This window comes from Citricoccus parietis (genome assembly GCF_042433045.1).
GTDB classification, from domain to species: domain Bacteria; phylum Actinomycetota; class Actinomycetes; order Actinomycetales; family Micrococcaceae; genus Citricoccus; species Citricoccus parietis.
The window spans coordinates 20497-35734 of record NZ_JBHLWH010000002.1 but is presented as its reverse complement, the minus strand read 5'-3'; the positions used below and the strand labels follow the sequence as shown (position 1 = coordinate 35734).

Genomic DNA, 15238 nt, shown 5'->3' with positions numbered 1-15238 from the left:
TCTCAACGGCCATAGTGGTGGCTCTGAACCACAATATTCAGTGGCTCCCAGAGGTCCGAATACTCACCCGTCTCGTCCAAGAGACGACATCGTCGTCGCTCGCCATCGCTTCGACGTGCCGATCGGCAACACGAGCGTGGCCACAGCAGGCGTCTCATAGGCATCATCTTGATGAGGCGAGACCGACCTCCGGTGTGGATTTAATCGCTAAATGGCGGTCTTCTGTGATCGCTTGGTGGCGTCTCCGACCATGGGCTCGGGTGTGTCCGTTAGGGGATCCTCCTGCGACACGGTTGATGTGCGGCGACGATGTGGATTCAGTGCTGAACCGGCGTGCCACTGGACGCGCGATTCGAATGAGTTGTGGGTGCCGGCCAGCCGGCTTTGGCGCGGCGATTCCTACTGAAACCCGAATCAGATTCCGGGTGCTTCAGGGCCGACCGCTGGGCTGGTTACTTCTTGGCGTTGCGGTATGCCTCCACCACGTCTCGGTGCAGCCGTCCGCGGCGGGATACTTCGTAGCCGTTTTCGGCGGCCCATTCACGGATCCGTGCCGCCTCGTTGGCGGGGGCCGGTGGCGCGACCGCGCGGGCCTTGCGGATGTGTGTCTTGAGGGTTGCGCGGAGTTCCTTGGCGTGCTGCGCCGATAAATCGATTTCGTAATGGCGTCCGTCCAAGGAGAACTGAACGGTTTCATCCGCTGGGCTACCGTCCAGATCGTCTACCAAAACTACTTCCACCTTCTGTGCCAAGGGTCTCCCGTCGCTGTTTTCTTTCCTCGACCCGAGAGCATCATTCACCGGGAGGTGAATAGTGGTTCTCCCGTAAGCAATGCGGAATCGTATCCGCTGCTTCAAGCCCGAAACTTGAGTATTACTGACACGCCTGGGGTGATCAAGTTGGCTGGGTCCTGAGCGGGCTATTGAGGGCAGACTCACAGGTAGTCAATGTTGCACTAGTGTCCTGCGCCGTTAATTCGTGATCTAAGTCATAGAATTGGGGTATGGCACGTACCGGACGTCCGAAGGCCGAGCTGCTTCTCAGTGATGAGGAGCGTGAACAGCTTCTGCGTTGGACCAGGCACAGGAAGTCCTCGCAGGCACTGGCGCAGCGGTCCAGGATCGTGTTGGAGTGCGCAGACGGCGGATCCAACACCGTGGTCGCCGACCGACTGGGCGTCACGCGCCATACGGTGGGCAAGTGGCGGGCCCGGTTCCTGGAGCACCGCTTGGACGGCTTGGCCGATGAGGATCGGCCTGGCCGTCCGGCCACTGTCACTGCCGGACAGGTCGAGGACGTGGTGGTCGCGACCCTGGAGTCCACCCCGGAGTACGCGACGCATTGGTCGCGATCGAAGATGGCCGAGAAGTCCGGGCTGAGTGCCTCGACGATCGGGCGAATCTGGAAGGCCTTCGGCCTGAAGCCCCACCTCGAGGACGGGTTCAAGCTCTCCAACGACCCGTTCTTCGTGGACAAGGTCTACGACATCATCGGGCTCTACCTGAACCCGCCCGAATCCGCGGTGGTGCTCAGCGTGGATGAGAAGTCCCAGGTCCAGGCCCTCTCCCGCTCCCAGCCGGCGTTCCCGATGATGCCCGGGATGCCGGAGAAACGCACCCATGACTACTTCCGGCACGGCACCACCAGCCTGTTCGCGGCGATGAACGTCGCCGACGGCACCGTGATCGCCTCCACCCACCGCCGCCACCGGGCCACGGAGTTCCGCAAGTTCCTGACCAAGATCGACAGAGAAGTACCCGAGGACCTGGACGTGCACGTGGTCTGCGATAACTACGGCACACACAAGCACCCCACGGTGAAGACCTGGCTGGCCAACCATCCCCGGTTCCACATGCACTTCACGCCCACGTATTCATCCTGGATCAACCAGGTCGAGCGGCTCTTCGCCGAAGTCACCCGAGATCTCCTCCAACGCAGCGACCACCGAAGCGTCCAGGCCCTGGAGAAGGACCTGCGCGACTGGGTCAAGGCCTGGAATGAGAACCCCAAGCCCTTCATATGGACCAAGACCGCAGACCAGATCCTCGAATCCCTCGGACGACTATTGAACCGAATTAACGGCGCAGGACACTAGGTCGCTGAGTATCCACATTCCTAGTCCGCGGGGATGCTCTACGCCCCTGTCCAAGGTCCGGATCCATAGTCCAGGGAGTATTGCGCAGGGAGGGTTCTCGTGGCGGCGGCGGCCACCCCAAGAGGACATGTCGGGGCGGCCACCGCCGGTGAGGTTGATTCCGTCTTAGCGGTCCATCCCGGCCCAGGGGTGTGCTCTGGTCTGCTGACCAGTGTCGGGCGCTGGCCGGGTAGGCGCTCTGGGGTCAGGGTTGGGTAGGAGCGGGGAATGGCTTGCGACGTGGCTGCGGTAGTGCTGACGGTCTGCCGCGGTGAGGCGCTGGCGTAGTTCGTCGCGGGCGATGGAGTCGATCAGTGGTTGCGGGTCGAGGCCGAGGGAGGCGGCTTGGTCGGCCATGCGGCCGAGCTCCCCGGTGGTGTGGCGGGTGATGGCTTCGATGGCGACGGTGCTGCCGCGGGTGATGAACTGGGCGGCGCCGGCGAGGTCGGCCATGCCGGGTCGACGTGCGTCATCGCAACGCCGGAAGACGTCGACGAGGCGATCGGCCTTGATGCTGTCGCCGATCACGTCGGCCAGGAGGTTGTCGCGGATGTGCACACTGGTGGCAACGGCATGGGCGATGACGGCGACGTGTTCGTCGCTCAGGCCGGTCTTGGACTCGGCTCCTTCGGTGAGGGCGCGGGAGGCCCATTCGTATTGGGCGGTGGGCGCCATGGTGGCGAACCGTTGGGCGGTCTCCGGATCCAGGTGCGCTTGTTGATCTTCGGAGACCGGTTCGTAGTGCCGGGCGAGTTCCTCGCGGGTGGCGACCGGTTGGGCGCCGGTGACCATGGAGTACTCGGTGCCGGCCGTGTCCTCCAGGTCGGCTTCGGGGCTCCACCCGCGGCCAGGGGTGAAGACTCGGAGGCGGTCGTTGTCCACGGCCCAGGCCTGGGCCCGTGTCTCGGTCTGCTGGGTGAAGGCGTCCTGGAACAGGAGTGCGCGGTCGGGGCCCTCTGGTCCGTAGCCGATGGCCAGGTAGGAGTTGGCGCGGTCGCCGAACGCGCGGGTGATGTGGTCGGTGACTTCGGCGGCGTGGGCTGGTCCGTCGCCGAGGGTGGCGGTCCAGGTGTGGACGGCGGCGCCGATGTAGTCGGGTCCGTGGAAGCCGAGGATGGCGATCTGGTTGTTGCCTGGTTGGTAGCCGACCATGTGGGGGACGGCTCCGGCCAGATCGGTCGGGGTGGTGATGCGCATGGTGGGCTTGTCGTCGGCCATGGTTCAGTCCTGCGGCTCGAAGACGACGGTGACCGGTTCACGGTGCAGATGCATGTCCACGACGACGGGTGATTCGGGTGCGCTGCTGAGCAGTTCGGAGAGTTTCTCGGTGATGACGGATTCCATGGTGTTCCCCCTGTGGGTGGTGGTGTCAGTCAGTGGACTGGCGGTGGTCGGGTGAGTGGTCTGCGGCCGCGGTATTGGCGTTGGTGCCGGCAGTGTCCTTGGTGGTGGTGCGACGGCGTTTGGCCGGGCGGAGCTTGTCCAGCTCGGCCTTGGTCCAGCCTTTACGTTCGGCATCTTTGAAAGCTTTGCGTTCGGCCGCCTGCGCGTCCTTGAGGGCCTGCTCAGCGTCGACGCGGGCTTGAACGGCGGCGGCGATGTCCTGGACTGCGGTGAGGCGCTGGTCGTTGAGTTTGCGGGCCTGGTCGATGAAGGATTCGGTGATGTTCTCGGTCATGGTTTTCACCCTAGGCCGGGTGCGGGTTTCTCGCTGAGGTGGTGCAGGTAGTTGTGGACATCTTCTCGTCGGTAGCGGCGGATGGTGGCACCGATCTCGATGGCCGGCAGTGCGTCGTCACCGGTGACCTGGAGAACCTCGTGGGTGTCCGTGTCGAGGAGGTGGGCGACCTCCTCGAGGGTGAGCAGCTCGGGGTAGCCCTGGAGGTGTTCGGCGGCTCGATGGGTCCGGGCGTAGGTGAGGACCTGGTCGCCGGCGTCGTCGCCGAGGAAGTCTTCTAGGGCGGTCTGGAAACCGCGAGTGGTGAGGTACATGGAGAACTCTCCTGTCGCTTTGCTCTGGCTGCCGTTCCTTTCGGCGAAGACCGAAATACTCGGGCCGTCAGGTTCGGTCAAGCACGGGAGGGTCGGACGTGGAATACCGGAGGGAGCGAGGAACGAGCGAGTGAGGATATGCCGCGAAAGCCGGTCCGGATGCTTGACCGGTTCTGGCGGACCAGTACCCTCCAAGGCCGAATGGAACGCTCCGTTCCCGTCCATCAACTGCGGGCGGCAGCCCGCATCGACGCCCGCGCCAACGGGACCGGCGGAACTGGAGCAAGCTATAAGGTTAGGTGCCCTAAACTGCTTGTGCCCTTGCGCTGACGCTTGGTCGGATGGGACACTCACGAGTGAGCGGCGTTGCACTGGGCGGAGTCGTAGAAGAACGGGAGTCAGGTCGGGGGTGGTCGTGGTGGCTGAGCGGAAGCGTCAGGCCAACGTGGCTGGTGGTCGTCCGGCTCGCCGGGTGGTGAGGCTCTCGGCCTCCGAGGATGCCATGCTGTCGTTGGCCGCAGCCGAGCAGGGGGTGTCGGTGCCGCGGCTGTTGAAGGAGTCCGCCCTGGCCGAGTCCGCTGGCGAGACGGTGACGGGCCGTCGTCGGCTCCTGACGGCCTTGAACGTGGTGACCGGGCAGCTCGCCCGTGTCGGGAACAACCTGAACCAGATTGCCCGTGGGCTGAACACCGACGGGGAACTGCACGGAGACGTGCGCGGGTCGTTGGATGAGTTGCGCGGGGTGCTGCGTGACGTTGATGTCACGATCGAGACCCTGGCGTTGGATAGGGGCACGCCATGATGCCGAACGTGGTCCGCGGCGGGCAGATGATCGGGCTGATGAGCTACCTCGCCGGCCCGGGTCGGTCCAACGAGCACACCACACCAATGGTGATCTCCGGCGACGACCGGGTATTGATTGAGTTCGAACCCGGACAGGAGCTTTCCGTCGAGGACGGGCAACGCATCGGTGCGATCCTGGACGGCCCCCGGCGTACGCATGGCACCGAGGTGAAGGCCCCCGTCTTCGCGTGGGACGAAGCGTCCCAGCGCAAGGTCAAGGTCGCCGAGAAGGACGGCCATGTCTGGCACTGCTCCTTATCCCTAGCCAAAGGCGAGCGGGAGGTGTCCAAAGAGGAGTGGGGAATCATCGCCCAGGGCTTCGTGGAGCGGATGGGGTTCATCGACCCGGATGGGGCGCAGTCCTCCCGTTGGGTGGCCGTGCACCACGGAGTGTCGAAAGCCGGCAACGATCACATTCACATTGCCGTGCAGTTGGTCCGGGAAGACGGAACCAAGGCCAATATTCACAACGACTACTACCGCGCGCAGAAGGTCTGCGGGGAGCTGGAAGCGGAGCACGGGCTGGCGGTGTTGGAGTCCCGTCAGGTGGCCCGTGGCTTGTCCGGGGATAAGCCCGCCGAGGTCGCTCGTGCGTCCGCCGAGGGCTACCCCCAGGCTCCTCGTCCGGAGCTGCGCCGACGGATGCGCACCGCGCTGGCGACAGCCGCCACTCCGTCCCAGTACATCGAACGATTGGGTGAGTTGAACGTGCGGGTGGCACCGTCGTTTGCCAAAGGATCCACCACCCAGATCCGCGGGTACAAGGTGGCCCTCGGCGAGGCACAGGAATCGGTCTGGTACTCCCCATCGAAACTGGATGCCACCCTAGGGTGGCCCAACGTTCTACGCCGCTTCGAAGGCGCCGGAAGGGAATCGGCCGAGACCCTGCTGGCCTCGATGCACAACAGTGCGAAGCGCGACTGGTCTTCGGTGCAGGTCGGGTCCTTTGACCCGGCATCGGTGGAGAAGTTGTTCAGCGGAAAGACCGGCACCGGCCCGGACGACCTGTCCACGATCTACGCCCGCTTGTCCATGCACGTCGAGCGAGGCAAGCCGGGTGCGTTCTCCCAGCTCTCGGAGCAGTACGCCCGTGCTGCCCAAGGGCGGGGCAACGTGACCCACGCGGTGCGCTTGGGAGCTCGATTCGCGGCCAAGGACAGTGCCCGTGGGTGGCTTGCGGTGTTGGCCCAGGCCAATCGGCTCTCCCGGGCGATGACCACTCAATCCTTGGCCACGCACCGTCCGCAGTTGGCGAGCCGCACCGCTGCGCTGATGCGCACCGTGGACGTGATCACGGCCCAGTACACCCTCGCACCCAGCCAGACCCGCGCCCGGATGGGCGGCCAACAGTTCACCCGGCCCCGACCGGATACCGGAATGGATCGATAGGAGAGGGACATGGCAGAGAACGAGGAAGAATCCGAGATGGCCGCGCAGTTCGGCAACATGCTGCGCGTGGCGATGGGCTCCAGGATGCAACTCCGTGAAGCCCAAGCTCGCCGTGAACAGATGCAGGCCGCCGAGAGGACCGCACAGGCCGACCAACAGACCCGGGCCGAGGCCAACGTCGCCGCGATGGTGAATCGGGAGATGTACAACCCGGAGTTCTGGCGCACCGCCGGCTCTGAATCCATCGCCGACCGCGTCACCGTGGCCGCGCACCTGGCCGGTGCCCACCCGGAGGCTCGCGGGGCATGGATGCACGCCGCCGACGTGCTGCGCAACGACTACGGGATCAATCTGGAGCTGATGAACAAGGACCACCCCACGTCCTTGGTCGACCGGCACGCGGCCCTGCGTGATGCGTTGGACGACTACTTCGCCCGACAGCGTTTGGACGCTGAGGCCGACCAGGCGCTGGCCCCCACGGCCACACTGGAACGAGAGAGCGACCGAGATGAGCAGCTGGGTACCGACTCTCAGCTGGATGCCAGCGCACAGCCCAGCGAGGCCGATCAGGTCGCCAGTCAAGCAGCCGCGAAGGGCGCCGACGCCAAGGCTGTGGACGAAGACGTCCACCTAGCCCTGGCTGACCGATATGGATCCGAAGCACAACAGGACCAGGTACATGCCCAGGCTGAGGAACAGACCGGGGGAAGGCTGTCGAATCAATACCAGCGAGTCACAGACGCCCAACTGGCTCAAATCGAGCGCCACGCCAACACCCCTGAACTGGCAAACGTGCGATCCCAGCAAGCCGACTTCTTCCCCCGCTCGACCGCTGAACGCATCGCAACCAACCCGGCCAAGACCACAAAGCGGCCAGTCTCCACCGCACCGACCGCCGGTCGCAGCCAAGAGACAGGAGTGAGCCGATGATCGTGGAATTCGGCAGCGCTGACGATCCGGCCACCGAGACGCACCAGGGGGCCGAGAAAGAGCGGCCTCTGTGCTTTCCCAATGCCGGTGCCTGGGTCGAGGGCTGGCTGCTCCCCCACTATCGGCGCAACCCCGCCACCCGCCGCTGGGACCCCCAGTGGTGGAGGTACGAGGAAGTCGGCACCGTCCTCGAAGCACTCTGGGAATCCTGGGAACAAGTCCGGTGGGGCGACGCCATGGCCTCCACCGCCTGGTTCCGGGACTACCTCTGGCCCATCATGGACCGACTCACCGACCCCGACGGCCCCTTCTGGGACTACGACCCACCCCGATCCACCGACGTGCCTCCTCAGTGGGCGGTCACCCCAGCGCCTCGAGGTTGGTTCTGATTTGTTGAGCTCGGGTGATAATGACGACGTGGAAACCACCGGAATATTCAGCCTTGCCGAGGAAGACGAACACCTCGCAGATGCTGTTGTTGTAGATACAAATCTCTTCTGGGGCGACCTCCATCTAAGGGGAGGTACATGGAAACGACTAGTGAATCTTCAGCGTTCTAGAGTTGTTCGCCTGTACTTCCCTGAAGTAGTCGTGCGGGAGATGGTTAGGCATTATCAGCGCAGGCACCGCGAAAATATGAACCTGATCATTAACGCGGTAGACAATCCAGTTGACCTTGACAATGTCCTGATTGACCTTGGTCTATCCTCGCCGGGCGTGAGCAAGAAGGATCTGCGTAGCCGACGGGACGCCGCCCTCTCTAGCGGGGTATATGAGGACAGTCTAAGAAGGCAAATTACGTCGGTTGGCGAAGTTCTCGACCTGCCACCAATTAATCCCGAAGATCTGATTGATTCCTACTTGCGGGCAAAAAAGCCGTTCAAGACAGACGATGCCGGAATCGCCGACTATGTGATTTGGCAGACGGTCCGCTCACTTGCTGTCTCCGAACCTCGCCGAAGCATCATTCTCCTCACTAAAAACCATAAGGATTTCGCTTCTGGAGGCACTCTGCATCCGGACCTCCGGGTGACCCTGAATGAAGCGGACCAAGTAGCTGTATGCATCGACGTTGAGAACTTCCTGGCGGAGTATGAAGAGGAGGTTCGTCTCGCGGAGGAAGGCCAGACATACTTTGCTCCGGCAGCCAAAGACCTCGCTATGGATGCGGCCGAAGACTACGTCGAGAACCATCTGGTTGGCGCTAAGGTCGCCGGGTCCGATTTTGATCCGTATCCCTCGGGTTTGGAGATTGACGGGCTAGTACTTCCCTCGGAGATCGAGTCTCCTCACATCAGCTGGGTAGCTCTCGAGGTGGACTCAGCCAGCTGGGATCCGTATGAGGCCTTCGAGAACACCATGGAGCTTGGTCAGCTTGAATGCCGGGCGGAAGTGAACATCAGCGCGCATGTTCACCGCTCTGAGGCTTACTCCTTAGAACAATCTGGTGAAGTCGACGCCGTGGACCTGGGGAATTTAGAGGAGCACTACGTTGAGGTCGACTTAACTCGGCACGTCGTATTGCAGTTCAACATTCGCGTGGACAAAGAGATGTCTGGGCAGGTGGAGCACCTCGACAAGATTGCAATTGATTGACATGTTCCGCCCAGCACCAGCACCAGCGGCAGAGCAAGTGGATTGCGCAGGCCGCCTCTAGTTACTGACTAACCGGCGAGCTGTTCGTAGTAGTCCTTTGAGGCGTCTACGTCATCGCCGTAGGGGTTGGTGGAATAGTGCTGGAGCTCGATCAGGCCCGGGGGCAGCCCGGAGGTGGAGAGCACGGCTCTGCCGCGGGGTAGGGCGGCGAGGTCGTTGACGTCCAGGAGGCGTTCGCGCTGGATGGCGGTGGACACCGAGCGTCCACCTTTCTGGGTGGAGGTGGTGCGGCGGATGACGTCGTGGTCGCCGATGAGTTGGGACAGGAACGGCAGGAACGACGAGTCCGAGAGGCCAGAACCGGCGATCCGAATGTTGGCGGCGGACCAGAGCTTCTTCATGCCCTTCTCCCCGAAGGCCTCCAGGCCTTGGTCCCAGCCTTGGAAGAACGAGGACAGCACGATCCCCCGGGAGCCGTAGTGGGAGTACACGTCCGGTAGCTGGCGCCACCGCACGACGTTGGCGACCTCATCGAGCACTCCCGTCATCGGCGGGGAGAGCCGGCCCCCGGGCTGGAGGGCGGCAATCTCTTCGGCCTCGGTTAGCACCGCCACGGCCAGGGCACCGGCGATGGCACGGGTGGACCCTGCGCCCTCTTTAGAGATCAGGTACAGGGTGTCGGTTGAGGATGCGAAGCGTTTGGGGTCGAACTCGGCTCGGCCGAGCTGGCCGGTATCGCGCACCCAGGGGACGACTCGGTCGTAGGAGAGCACGTTGACCCAGGGGCGCATGGTCCCGTAGACCCCGTCGCGCTGCTTCGGCGTGAGCTGCTGGATCTTGCCCAGGGAGACGGCCACTGCCGTGTGGCTGTGCTCGAGCAGTAGGTCTCGGGGTGCCTTGTCGTCGGGGTTTTGGGCCCAGAGGTGTACGTCCGTGATGGGACGGCCACCGACTGCGGCGGCGTAGAACATCATCGACAGCAGGCGTCGGCCGTCGGATTCGAAGTAGGCGTCCTGGGTGGATCCGGCGGACGTGGCGGAGGTGACGAAGATGTCCGCGAGCATCTCGGCCCGCTCCATGCCAGTGACGAAGGACAGCGGGTTCCACCACCAAGTGGGTTCCTCCCCGATGATGCCTTGGACGTCGTGGACCCACACCACCCCGGTCCTCGACCGGGGGCCCCGCGTCATGTCCACGAGGTCGCGCTTGTTCGAGGTCGCCACCACAGGGCCCTTGGTTTCCAGGATCTGAGGGACGCACACACTGGTGGTCTTACCCGCGCGAGGTCCCATGAGCCAGATCTGTACCCATTCCCACGACGCGAAGAGTCGTTTGCCGTTGTTGACCAGCTTGGCCAGCGGCACTCCCGGCCCAGCGGACGTGGCGCGGAGCCGTTCAGAGTCCTTGGTCATGGCGGGTTCGTTGAGTGCGTCGAACTCCTTGGCCTTGGCCATCCGGGAGGCCAGGTGGTCGATCCGGGACCCGTTCTTGCGGCCCCGACGCAGCACCACCAGGAACGAGGCCGCCACGACCAGCAACATGGCCACCCCGGCAGCGAACACGATGAGCTGCCAGATACCGACCGGTGTATCGCCGGTGGCTTGGGACATGAGGACATCGAAGGGCCCGCCGGTGGCGCCGATAGTGGGGTCGATCCAGGCGCCGAAGACCCAGAGGGCGAGAGCTCCGATGACGAGAATGAGTAGGCCGGCGGCCAGTACCCAGCCGGTCTCAGAAGAAGCCGGCTGGGTGCGCCTGCCGGGGCGGGGGTCGGCGAGCATCACTGCACCATGTCCCAGTCGCGGTTGGTGTTGGTGTTGTCGATCTCCAGATCGGTCAACTGTACGTGCAGCGGTACCCCGGCTTCCTTGCCCGTCTTGAGCAGGAAGTTTCCGGCCCCTGGGCGCAACCCGGCCCTGCCGGTCCACTGGTCCACGGGCGCTTCGGCGATCCAGTCCGAGAGTTGGGACACCTCGGCGCGGGAGAGGTTGAATACTTCTCGCAGGTTGCCCATCTCGCCCTCGGCGAGCCCGCCGAGGAACACCATCGCGGAGCGTTCCACGAATCCCCACGCGGTGGCGGTCAAATGTGGTTCGGCGAGCTTGAGGTCGTTCATGGTGTGGGTCACCATCACTTGGGCCATCATCCGGCCACGGTTCAGACGGGTGATGGAGTCGATGAAGTGCACCATGTCCGCCGAGGCGCGCAGGATCCGCCACAGCTCGTCCATCACGAGCAAATAGGTCTTCCGTCGCCGTCCCTCGTCGGCCGCCAAATAGGCTTCTGCGCTGACGGTGGCTGAGCCGAGATTCCAACACAGAGACTGAACGGCGGCCATGAGCACATGGTCGTTCTCGTTGACTCCGGAGATGTCGAATACGGCCGGTCGGCCGACCTCGATGTGTTCGGAGGTGGGTTCGGAGAACATCGTCCCGTACATCCCGGATGGGCCCAGGGAAATCAATGCGTCCAGGACCTCGCGGACGCGCAGGTCGTACTCGGTGTCATTGTCGTTGGTGAGGGTCACCGCCCGCAGTGTTTGAGGCCGGGCGCTGATGTGCGCAATGACCTCGCCCAACAGCGGAGGGGTGGTGAGCTCGGGATCCAGGTCGGACAGGGAGGTGGCGATCACCGATCGTTCATGCGGTGCTAGTTCGCGCCCCAGCATCATGCCCACCACGCCAGCGATCAGGGATCGACGCCGGGAGGCCATTTCCTCCAGTGCCTTGCCCCTTTCTTTGGCATCCTGGATGCCGGCCAGTTGTCCCACGATGGGTCCCAGATCCATCGGGTTGATGTGTCCCTGGCCGGGCGAGAACTTGATGACCTGACCACCGAGGTCGGCGATGGTGTGCACGTAGTCCGGGCGGGTATCGGCCAGGACCATCGGGATGACACCCCAGTCCGCCAGCACGGTGATCCACCGGTGCACCATGGAGGTCTTTCCCAGCCCAGGCTGGCCGAGGATGAATGCCGAGGGATTGGAGATAATCCCGGCCCGAAACCACGACACTGGGTCCGCGCAGACGAGGGAGCGTCGGCGCAAGTGATAGCCCAGCGGTGCGCCGATCACCGGCAACCCGGCCCCGGCCGAGAACGGGTAAAACCCACACACCTGGACCGTGGTTCCCTGCAGCTCGAAGGGGGCCTCGATGACGTCCACCGGTCCTCCGCCGGTCCGGTTCCAGCCGCGCGGGCCGGGCCGGTGCCGGGAGGCCTGGCGGGCCTCGCGCCAGCGCTGACTGGCCTTGGGGCGGTCCCGCGCTGCGGCGCGTTGACGCTTGGCGTCCTCGCGTTTGAGCCGGGCCAGGTCCTTCTTGGACAACGTCAGCGCGGTTCCGATGAGCGTATCCGGGGGCGTCTGGAGATCGGCCATCAGAAGAACTCCCTCAGGGTGTCGGGGATGAGCATGTGATCGGGCAACACCAAGCCCAGGGGCAGGCCTGCCTGGAAGGTCACGGCCTGGTTGGCCAGGGCGGGACGGATCCGCAGCCGGGCCGGTCCCAGCAATCCGGGGATGCGCTTGTCCCAGACCTTCAGGTCCTCCTCCGAGGTGCCGGTGATGGTGATGACCAGCCCGAACCGGGTCAGCCCGGCGCCCTGTGCTTCTTCGGAGGCGGTCTTGGCTGCGGCAGCCTGTCGCAGGGCAGCGCGGGCGTTACGCCGGGTCTGAGAGCCGGCGAAGGCCGCGTCATTCTGTTCTTGCTGGACTAAGGCGGTGGTCCGCTCGGCCGCAATGGGCCGGTAGAGCAGGGTGACGCGCTTGCGCAGCAGCCCCGGGGAGGGCTCCAACACCCGTTTCAGAGAGCTGGACGTGAAGTGTCCTTCCGGGCCCTTGTACATCGTCCAGGACTTCGAGACCGCCCGGTCGTGACGGTAGTGCTCGAAGGAGTCCTGGGCGAACGAGGGGCCCGCATCCTCCCAGTGAAGGTCGGTGCCGCCATCGGCCTGCATTTGCTCCACCAGAGAGGCCACGGTCGGGTCATAGGCCACGCGGGTGAAGTCCGTGATCTGCTGTGCGGTACACGCCCGCACGGCCCCGGCCCCGGTCCCCTGCAGGCCACCGACAAGCCCAGGTAGGCGGGTGCCGATCTCCTCAGCCATTTCCGCCCAGCCGCGGTCTCCGGTCTTGCCGTCGTGCCGCCGTCCGTCGAAGGTCACACTCACGCGGGCCACCAACTGCGGGGCCCCACCCTGATAGGTCTCCCCAATCCGGTCAGTGACCGCCTTGGCGTAGTCAGGGCCGGTTCCGGTGCGGTTGGCCTCCAATAGATTCGCCAGACGCAGCCCGGAGTCCGGGGAGGACTCGATGGTCACCGAGGCCCCACGGATGCCCTCGTCCAGGCCGCGCTGGGTCAGCCAGGAACCCCACACGGCCACCCTGTGATCGATCTGTTCTTGGTCCACCAGAGAGTCCCCGTCGGGGTGAGTCTCGATGACGACGGAGTAGTTATACACGTCGGATCCGGCGACCCGGATTAGCCCGAAGGCGTTGCCGTAGGAGTCGGTGAACTCGCCCAGTTCGGACTTGGCCATCAACCCGGGCAGGCGAGTGGCCCCGTCGGGGGTGCCCTTACCGGTCGGACCGGCCAGGTACACGTCGCGGCCAGATTTCTCTTTGATGCGTTGTGCCAATCGCAAGGTGATCCTTCCGTAGATACTGCGTCCTTGGCGCCGGGTCACCTTCAGCAGCAGCACCGCCACCGTGGCGGCCATGACGAGGGCGAAGGCGATGTACCAGCGTCCGGTGGCCATGAACAGGATGCTCAGTAGCACCACCGGAATCAGAGCAATACTGATTCCCATCGACAGTCCACCCAGCCCGGAACGGCGGGGCACGGTGAGGTTGCCGAAGACCTGCGGTTCGATCCGAACGGACTCGGTCGTGCTCATGCTCGGTCTCCTTCATCGTCCACGGCCCGGTCCACCCGGGCACCCTCGGCGGCCTGCGATCCGGCCTGGCTGGCCTGGCTATACCGGTTGATGGCCTCGGCCCACCGACCCGACCCGGACGAACCGCCAGCGGCAGTGTCCGTCATTCCCGCTCCAGCCGGTGCACCACCGGCAGCCGAACCCGCGCCGGCCTGATCACCAGTGGTCGTCTCAGCACCCGAAGCGGCACTAGAGCCCTGGGTCGCACCCGCAGTGGAGGACGACTCCCCTGACGGGGCATTCCCACCCGCAGCTGATCCACCGGAGGACCCTCCCTCGGCGCTGGCACCGGACGCGGTGCTGGTGCTACCACCGGCTGAGGTGCCCCCAGCTGCCGCTTCGGATCCAGTGGAAGAACCACCATCCGCGCCGGAGGCCGCGGTGGTCGTCCCCGACACAATTTCGGCCGTTGACGGAGCACCCCCAGCCGGGCCACCCCCGGACGATGAGAGGGCCCCGGATGGGTCTCCCCCACCGACGGCAGCCGCCGTGGTGCTGCCAGTCGCAACTCCGGCCCCGCCCCGTGCGGCCATTGCACCGGCGCCCACGCCACTGGCCAGCACGGCAGCTCCGGCGGCGACCCCGGCGGCCCCGGACAACGCCGCGCCCCCGGAAAACCCGCCAGAGCCCGCGGCAGCAGCCGGGACAATGAACTTGATCAGCCCGGGCAGGGCGAAGGCCGCCAGGACCAGGACCAGTAGCCCCGTAAGGGCCGAGACCAGCCCAGCCCCCAGGTCGGAAGTCTGGGACAGGTCGGTGTCGTCGATCATCATCCGGAAGCCCAGGGCATAGATGCCGGCGGCGACCGGCTTGAACAGCAGCAGGGCGATCAGCCAGCCGTTGGCCTTGCGCCAGGCCTGATTGCCTCCCTCGGTTCCCGAGGCGGCCGCGAGCACGGCGATGAAGGCCACGAGGATCACCAGCATGAGGTTTCGGAAGATCATGAACATGAAGTTCACGCCCGAACCGAGCAGCATCAGCAGGTAGACCACGAACGCGACCCCGTAATTGCTGGCCATGGCTCCGGTCGCGGGGATGAGCATTTCCATAGACGAATCGCCGTCAGTGGAGCGGTCAAGCAGCCACCGCGCGGTTTCGTCTCCGGCGGTGAGCAGGATCGGCACGGCGGCCATATAGACGCCCGTGGCCAACACGAGGTTAAAGAGCGGCTTGGCCAGATTGACCGCATTGGATCGGACGTCCTCGGTCATCACCAGCCGGATCAAGCCGAAGAAGAAACCGATCATGGCGAAGATCACCACGAACCAACTCAGGTCCTGCTGGAGCAAGTTCAGGCCCACTGAGTCCAGGTTCGGTGGCGGAACCTCCATCCACCACGTGCCAATGATTTTGGCCATCTCCACAGCCCCGTCGTAGAGGCCCTCGACCATGCCTTCAAATGCCGAGTTTGCTAACTCGCCA

Annotated in this window: 15 protein-coding genes; 6 read left to right on the top strand and 9 right to left on the bottom strand. The window is 64.6% G+C overall.

Annotation, left to right across the window (positions count from 1 at the left end; genetic code table 11):
• Positions 1–452 precede the first annotated feature (452 nt).
• On the bottom strand, positions 453–752 hold the full coding sequence (locus ACFFIO_RS00695; protein ID WP_159554310.1) for a histone-like nucleoid-structuring protein Lsr2: 300 nt from the start codon (positions 750–752) through the stop codon (positions 453–455).
• Between the two features lie 251 nt (positions 753–1003).
• On the opposite strand from ACFFIO_RS00695, the gene ACFFIO_RS00690 reads away from it, so the two are divergent.
• The gene (locus ACFFIO_RS00690) at positions 1004–2095 is read left to right on the top strand and encodes an IS630 family transposase (protein ID WP_159554308.1); all 1092 of its coding nucleotides are present in this window, start codon (positions 1004–1006) and stop codon (positions 2093–2095) included.
• Positions 2096–2260: 165 nt separating this feature from the next.
• Here the strand turns inward: ACFFIO_RS00690 and ACFFIO_RS00685 are convergent, their stop codons facing one another.
• Genes ACFFIO_RS00685 through ACFFIO_RS00670 form a run of 4 tightly spaced genes read right to left on the bottom strand, consistent with a single transcriptional unit; the run spans position 2261 to position 4126 of the window.
• Positions 2261–3352 carry a DUF4192 family protein gene (locus ACFFIO_RS00685; protein WP_159554306.1) on the bottom strand — a complete coding sequence of 364 codons (1092 nt, stop codon included), beginning with the start codon at positions 3350–3352 and terminating at the stop codon, positions 2261–2263.
• Between the two features lie 3 nt (positions 3353–3355).
• Positions 3356–3478, bottom strand: a complete 123-nt coding sequence (locus ACFFIO_RS00680; RefSeq protein WP_256375981.1) for a hypothetical protein — start codon at positions 3476–3478, stop codon at positions 3356–3358.
• A gap of 25 nt (positions 3479–3503) precedes the next feature.
• A complete protein-coding gene (locus ACFFIO_RS00675; protein WP_159554304.1) occupies positions 3504–3812 on the bottom strand; it encodes a hypothetical protein in 309 nt (102 codons plus the stop codon).
• A 5-nt stretch (positions 3813–3817) separates the two neighbouring features.
• On the bottom strand, positions 3818–4126 hold the full coding sequence (locus ACFFIO_RS00670; RefSeq protein WP_159554302.1) for a helix-turn-helix domain-containing protein: 309 nt from the start codon (positions 4124–4126) through the stop codon (positions 3818–3820).
• 418 nt (positions 4127–4544) lie between these two features.
• On the opposite strand from ACFFIO_RS00670, the gene mobC reads away from it, so the two are divergent.
• From mobC to ACFFIO_RS00645, 5 genes are read left to right on the top strand one after another with little or no spacing between them, the layout of a single operon-like run.
• Entirely contained in the window at positions 4545–4928 is a 384-nt protein-coding gene (mobC, locus tag ACFFIO_RS00665; RefSeq protein WP_159554300.1) for a plasmid mobilization relaxosome protein MobC, read from the top strand.
• The gene (locus ACFFIO_RS00660; RefSeq protein WP_159554298.1) at positions 4925–6358 is read left to right on the top strand and encodes a relaxase/mobilization nuclease domain-containing protein; all 1434 of its coding nucleotides are present in this window, start codon (positions 4925–4927) and stop codon (positions 6356–6358) included. The genes mobC and ACFFIO_RS00660 overlap by 4 nt, the downstream gene beginning before the upstream one ends.
• 9 nt (positions 6359–6367) lie before the next feature.
• Positions 6368–7288, top strand: coding sequence for a hypothetical protein (locus tag ACFFIO_RS00655; RefSeq protein WP_159554296.1), 921 nt, complete (start codon positions 6368–6370; stop codon positions 7286–7288).
• The gene (locus ACFFIO_RS00650; protein ID WP_159554294.1) at positions 7285–7677 is read left to right on the top strand and encodes a DUF4913 domain-containing protein; all 393 of its coding nucleotides are present in this window, start codon (positions 7285–7287) and stop codon (positions 7675–7677) included. The genes ACFFIO_RS00655 and ACFFIO_RS00650 overlap by 4 nt, the downstream gene beginning before the upstream one ends.
• Positions 7678–7705: 28 nt before the next feature.
• Complete coding sequence (locus ACFFIO_RS00645) at positions 7706–8884, top strand: PIN domain-containing protein (protein ID WP_159554292.1); 1179 nt, start codon at positions 7706–7708, stop codon at positions 8882–8884.
• 68 nt (positions 8885–8952) lie between these two features.
• On the opposite strand, the gene ACFFIO_RS00640 is transcribed toward ACFFIO_RS00645, so the two are convergent.
• Genes ACFFIO_RS00640 through ACFFIO_RS00625 form a run of 4 tightly spaced genes read right to left on the bottom strand, consistent with a single transcriptional unit; the run spans position 8953 to position 15174 of the window.
• Complete coding sequence (locus tag ACFFIO_RS00640; RefSeq protein WP_229672756.1) at positions 8953–10665, bottom strand: type IV secretory system conjugative DNA transfer family protein; 1713 nt, start codon at positions 10663–10665, stop codon at positions 8953–8955.
• The gene (locus ACFFIO_RS00635) at positions 10665–12260 is read right to left on the bottom strand and encodes a putative type IV secretion/conjugal transfer ATPase (protein WP_159554288.1); all 1596 of its coding nucleotides are present in this window, start codon (positions 12258–12260) and stop codon (positions 10665–10667) included. The genes ACFFIO_RS00640 and ACFFIO_RS00635 overlap by 1 nt, the downstream gene beginning before the upstream one ends.
• Positions 12260–13777: an SCO6880 family protein gene (locus ACFFIO_RS00630; RefSeq protein ID WP_159554286.1), complete on the bottom strand. Its 1518-nt coding sequence runs from the start codon at positions 13775–13777 to the stop codon at positions 12260–12262. Before ACFFIO_RS00630 ends, ACFFIO_RS00635 begins: the two co-directional genes overlap by 1 nt.
• Positions 13774–15174, bottom strand: a complete 1401-nt coding sequence (locus tag ACFFIO_RS00625; RefSeq protein ID WP_159554284.1) for a hypothetical protein — start codon at positions 15172–15174, stop codon at positions 13774–13776. Before ACFFIO_RS00625 ends, ACFFIO_RS00630 begins: the two co-directional genes overlap by 4 nt.
• Between the last annotated feature and the right edge of the window lie 64 nt (positions 15175–15238).

What these genes read in the sequence shown, in the direction of transcription:
- ACFFIO_RS00670 (WP_159554302.1), bottom strand. Translation starts at nt 4,126, where the DNA reads ATGTACCTCACCACTCGCGGTTTCCAGACCGCCCTAGAAGACTTCCTC.
- ACFFIO_RS00655 (WP_159554296.1), top strand. Translation starts at nt 6,368, where the DNA reads ATGGCAGAGAACGAGGAAGAATCCGAGATGGCCGCGCAGTTCGGCAAC.
- ACFFIO_RS00675 (WP_159554304.1), bottom strand. Translation starts at nt 3,812, where the DNA reads ATGACCGAGAACATCACCGAATCCTTCATCGACCAGGCCCGCAAACTC.
- ACFFIO_RS00640 (WP_229672756.1), bottom strand. Translation starts at nt 10,665, where the DNA reads ATGCTCGCCGACCCCCGCCCCGGCAGGCGCACCCAGCCGGCTTCTTCT.
- ACFFIO_RS00630 (WP_159554286.1), bottom strand. Translation starts at nt 13,777, where the DNA reads ATGAGCACGACCGAGTCCGTTCGGATCGAACCGCAGGTCTTCGGCAAC.
- ACFFIO_RS00660 (WP_159554298.1), top strand. Translation starts at nt 4,925, where the DNA reads ATGATGCCGAACGTGGTCCGCGGCGGGCAGATGATCGGGCTGATGAGC.
- ACFFIO_RS00690 (WP_159554308.1), top strand. Translation starts at nt 1,004, where the DNA reads ATGGCACGTACCGGACGTCCGAAGGCCGAGCTGCTTCTCAGTGATGAG.
- ACFFIO_RS00650 (WP_159554294.1), top strand. Translation starts at nt 7,285, where the DNA reads ATGATCGTGGAATTCGGCAGCGCTGACGATCCGGCCACCGAGACGCAC.
- ACFFIO_RS00680 (WP_256375981.1), bottom strand. Translation starts at nt 3,478, where the DNA reads ATGGAATCCGTCATCACCGAGAAACTCTCCGAACTGCTCAGCAGCGCA.
- ACFFIO_RS00685 (WP_159554306.1), bottom strand. Translation starts at nt 3,352, where the DNA reads ATGGCCGACGACAAGCCCACCATGCGCATCACCACCCCGACCGATCTG.
- ACFFIO_RS00625 (WP_159554284.1), bottom strand. Translation starts at nt 15,174, where the DNA reads ATGGCCAAAATCATTGGCACGTGGTGGATGGAGGTTCCGCCACCGAAC.
- ACFFIO_RS00635 (WP_159554288.1), bottom strand. Translation starts at nt 12,260, where the DNA reads ATGGCCGATCTCCAGACGCCCCCGGATACGCTCATCGGAACCGCGCTG.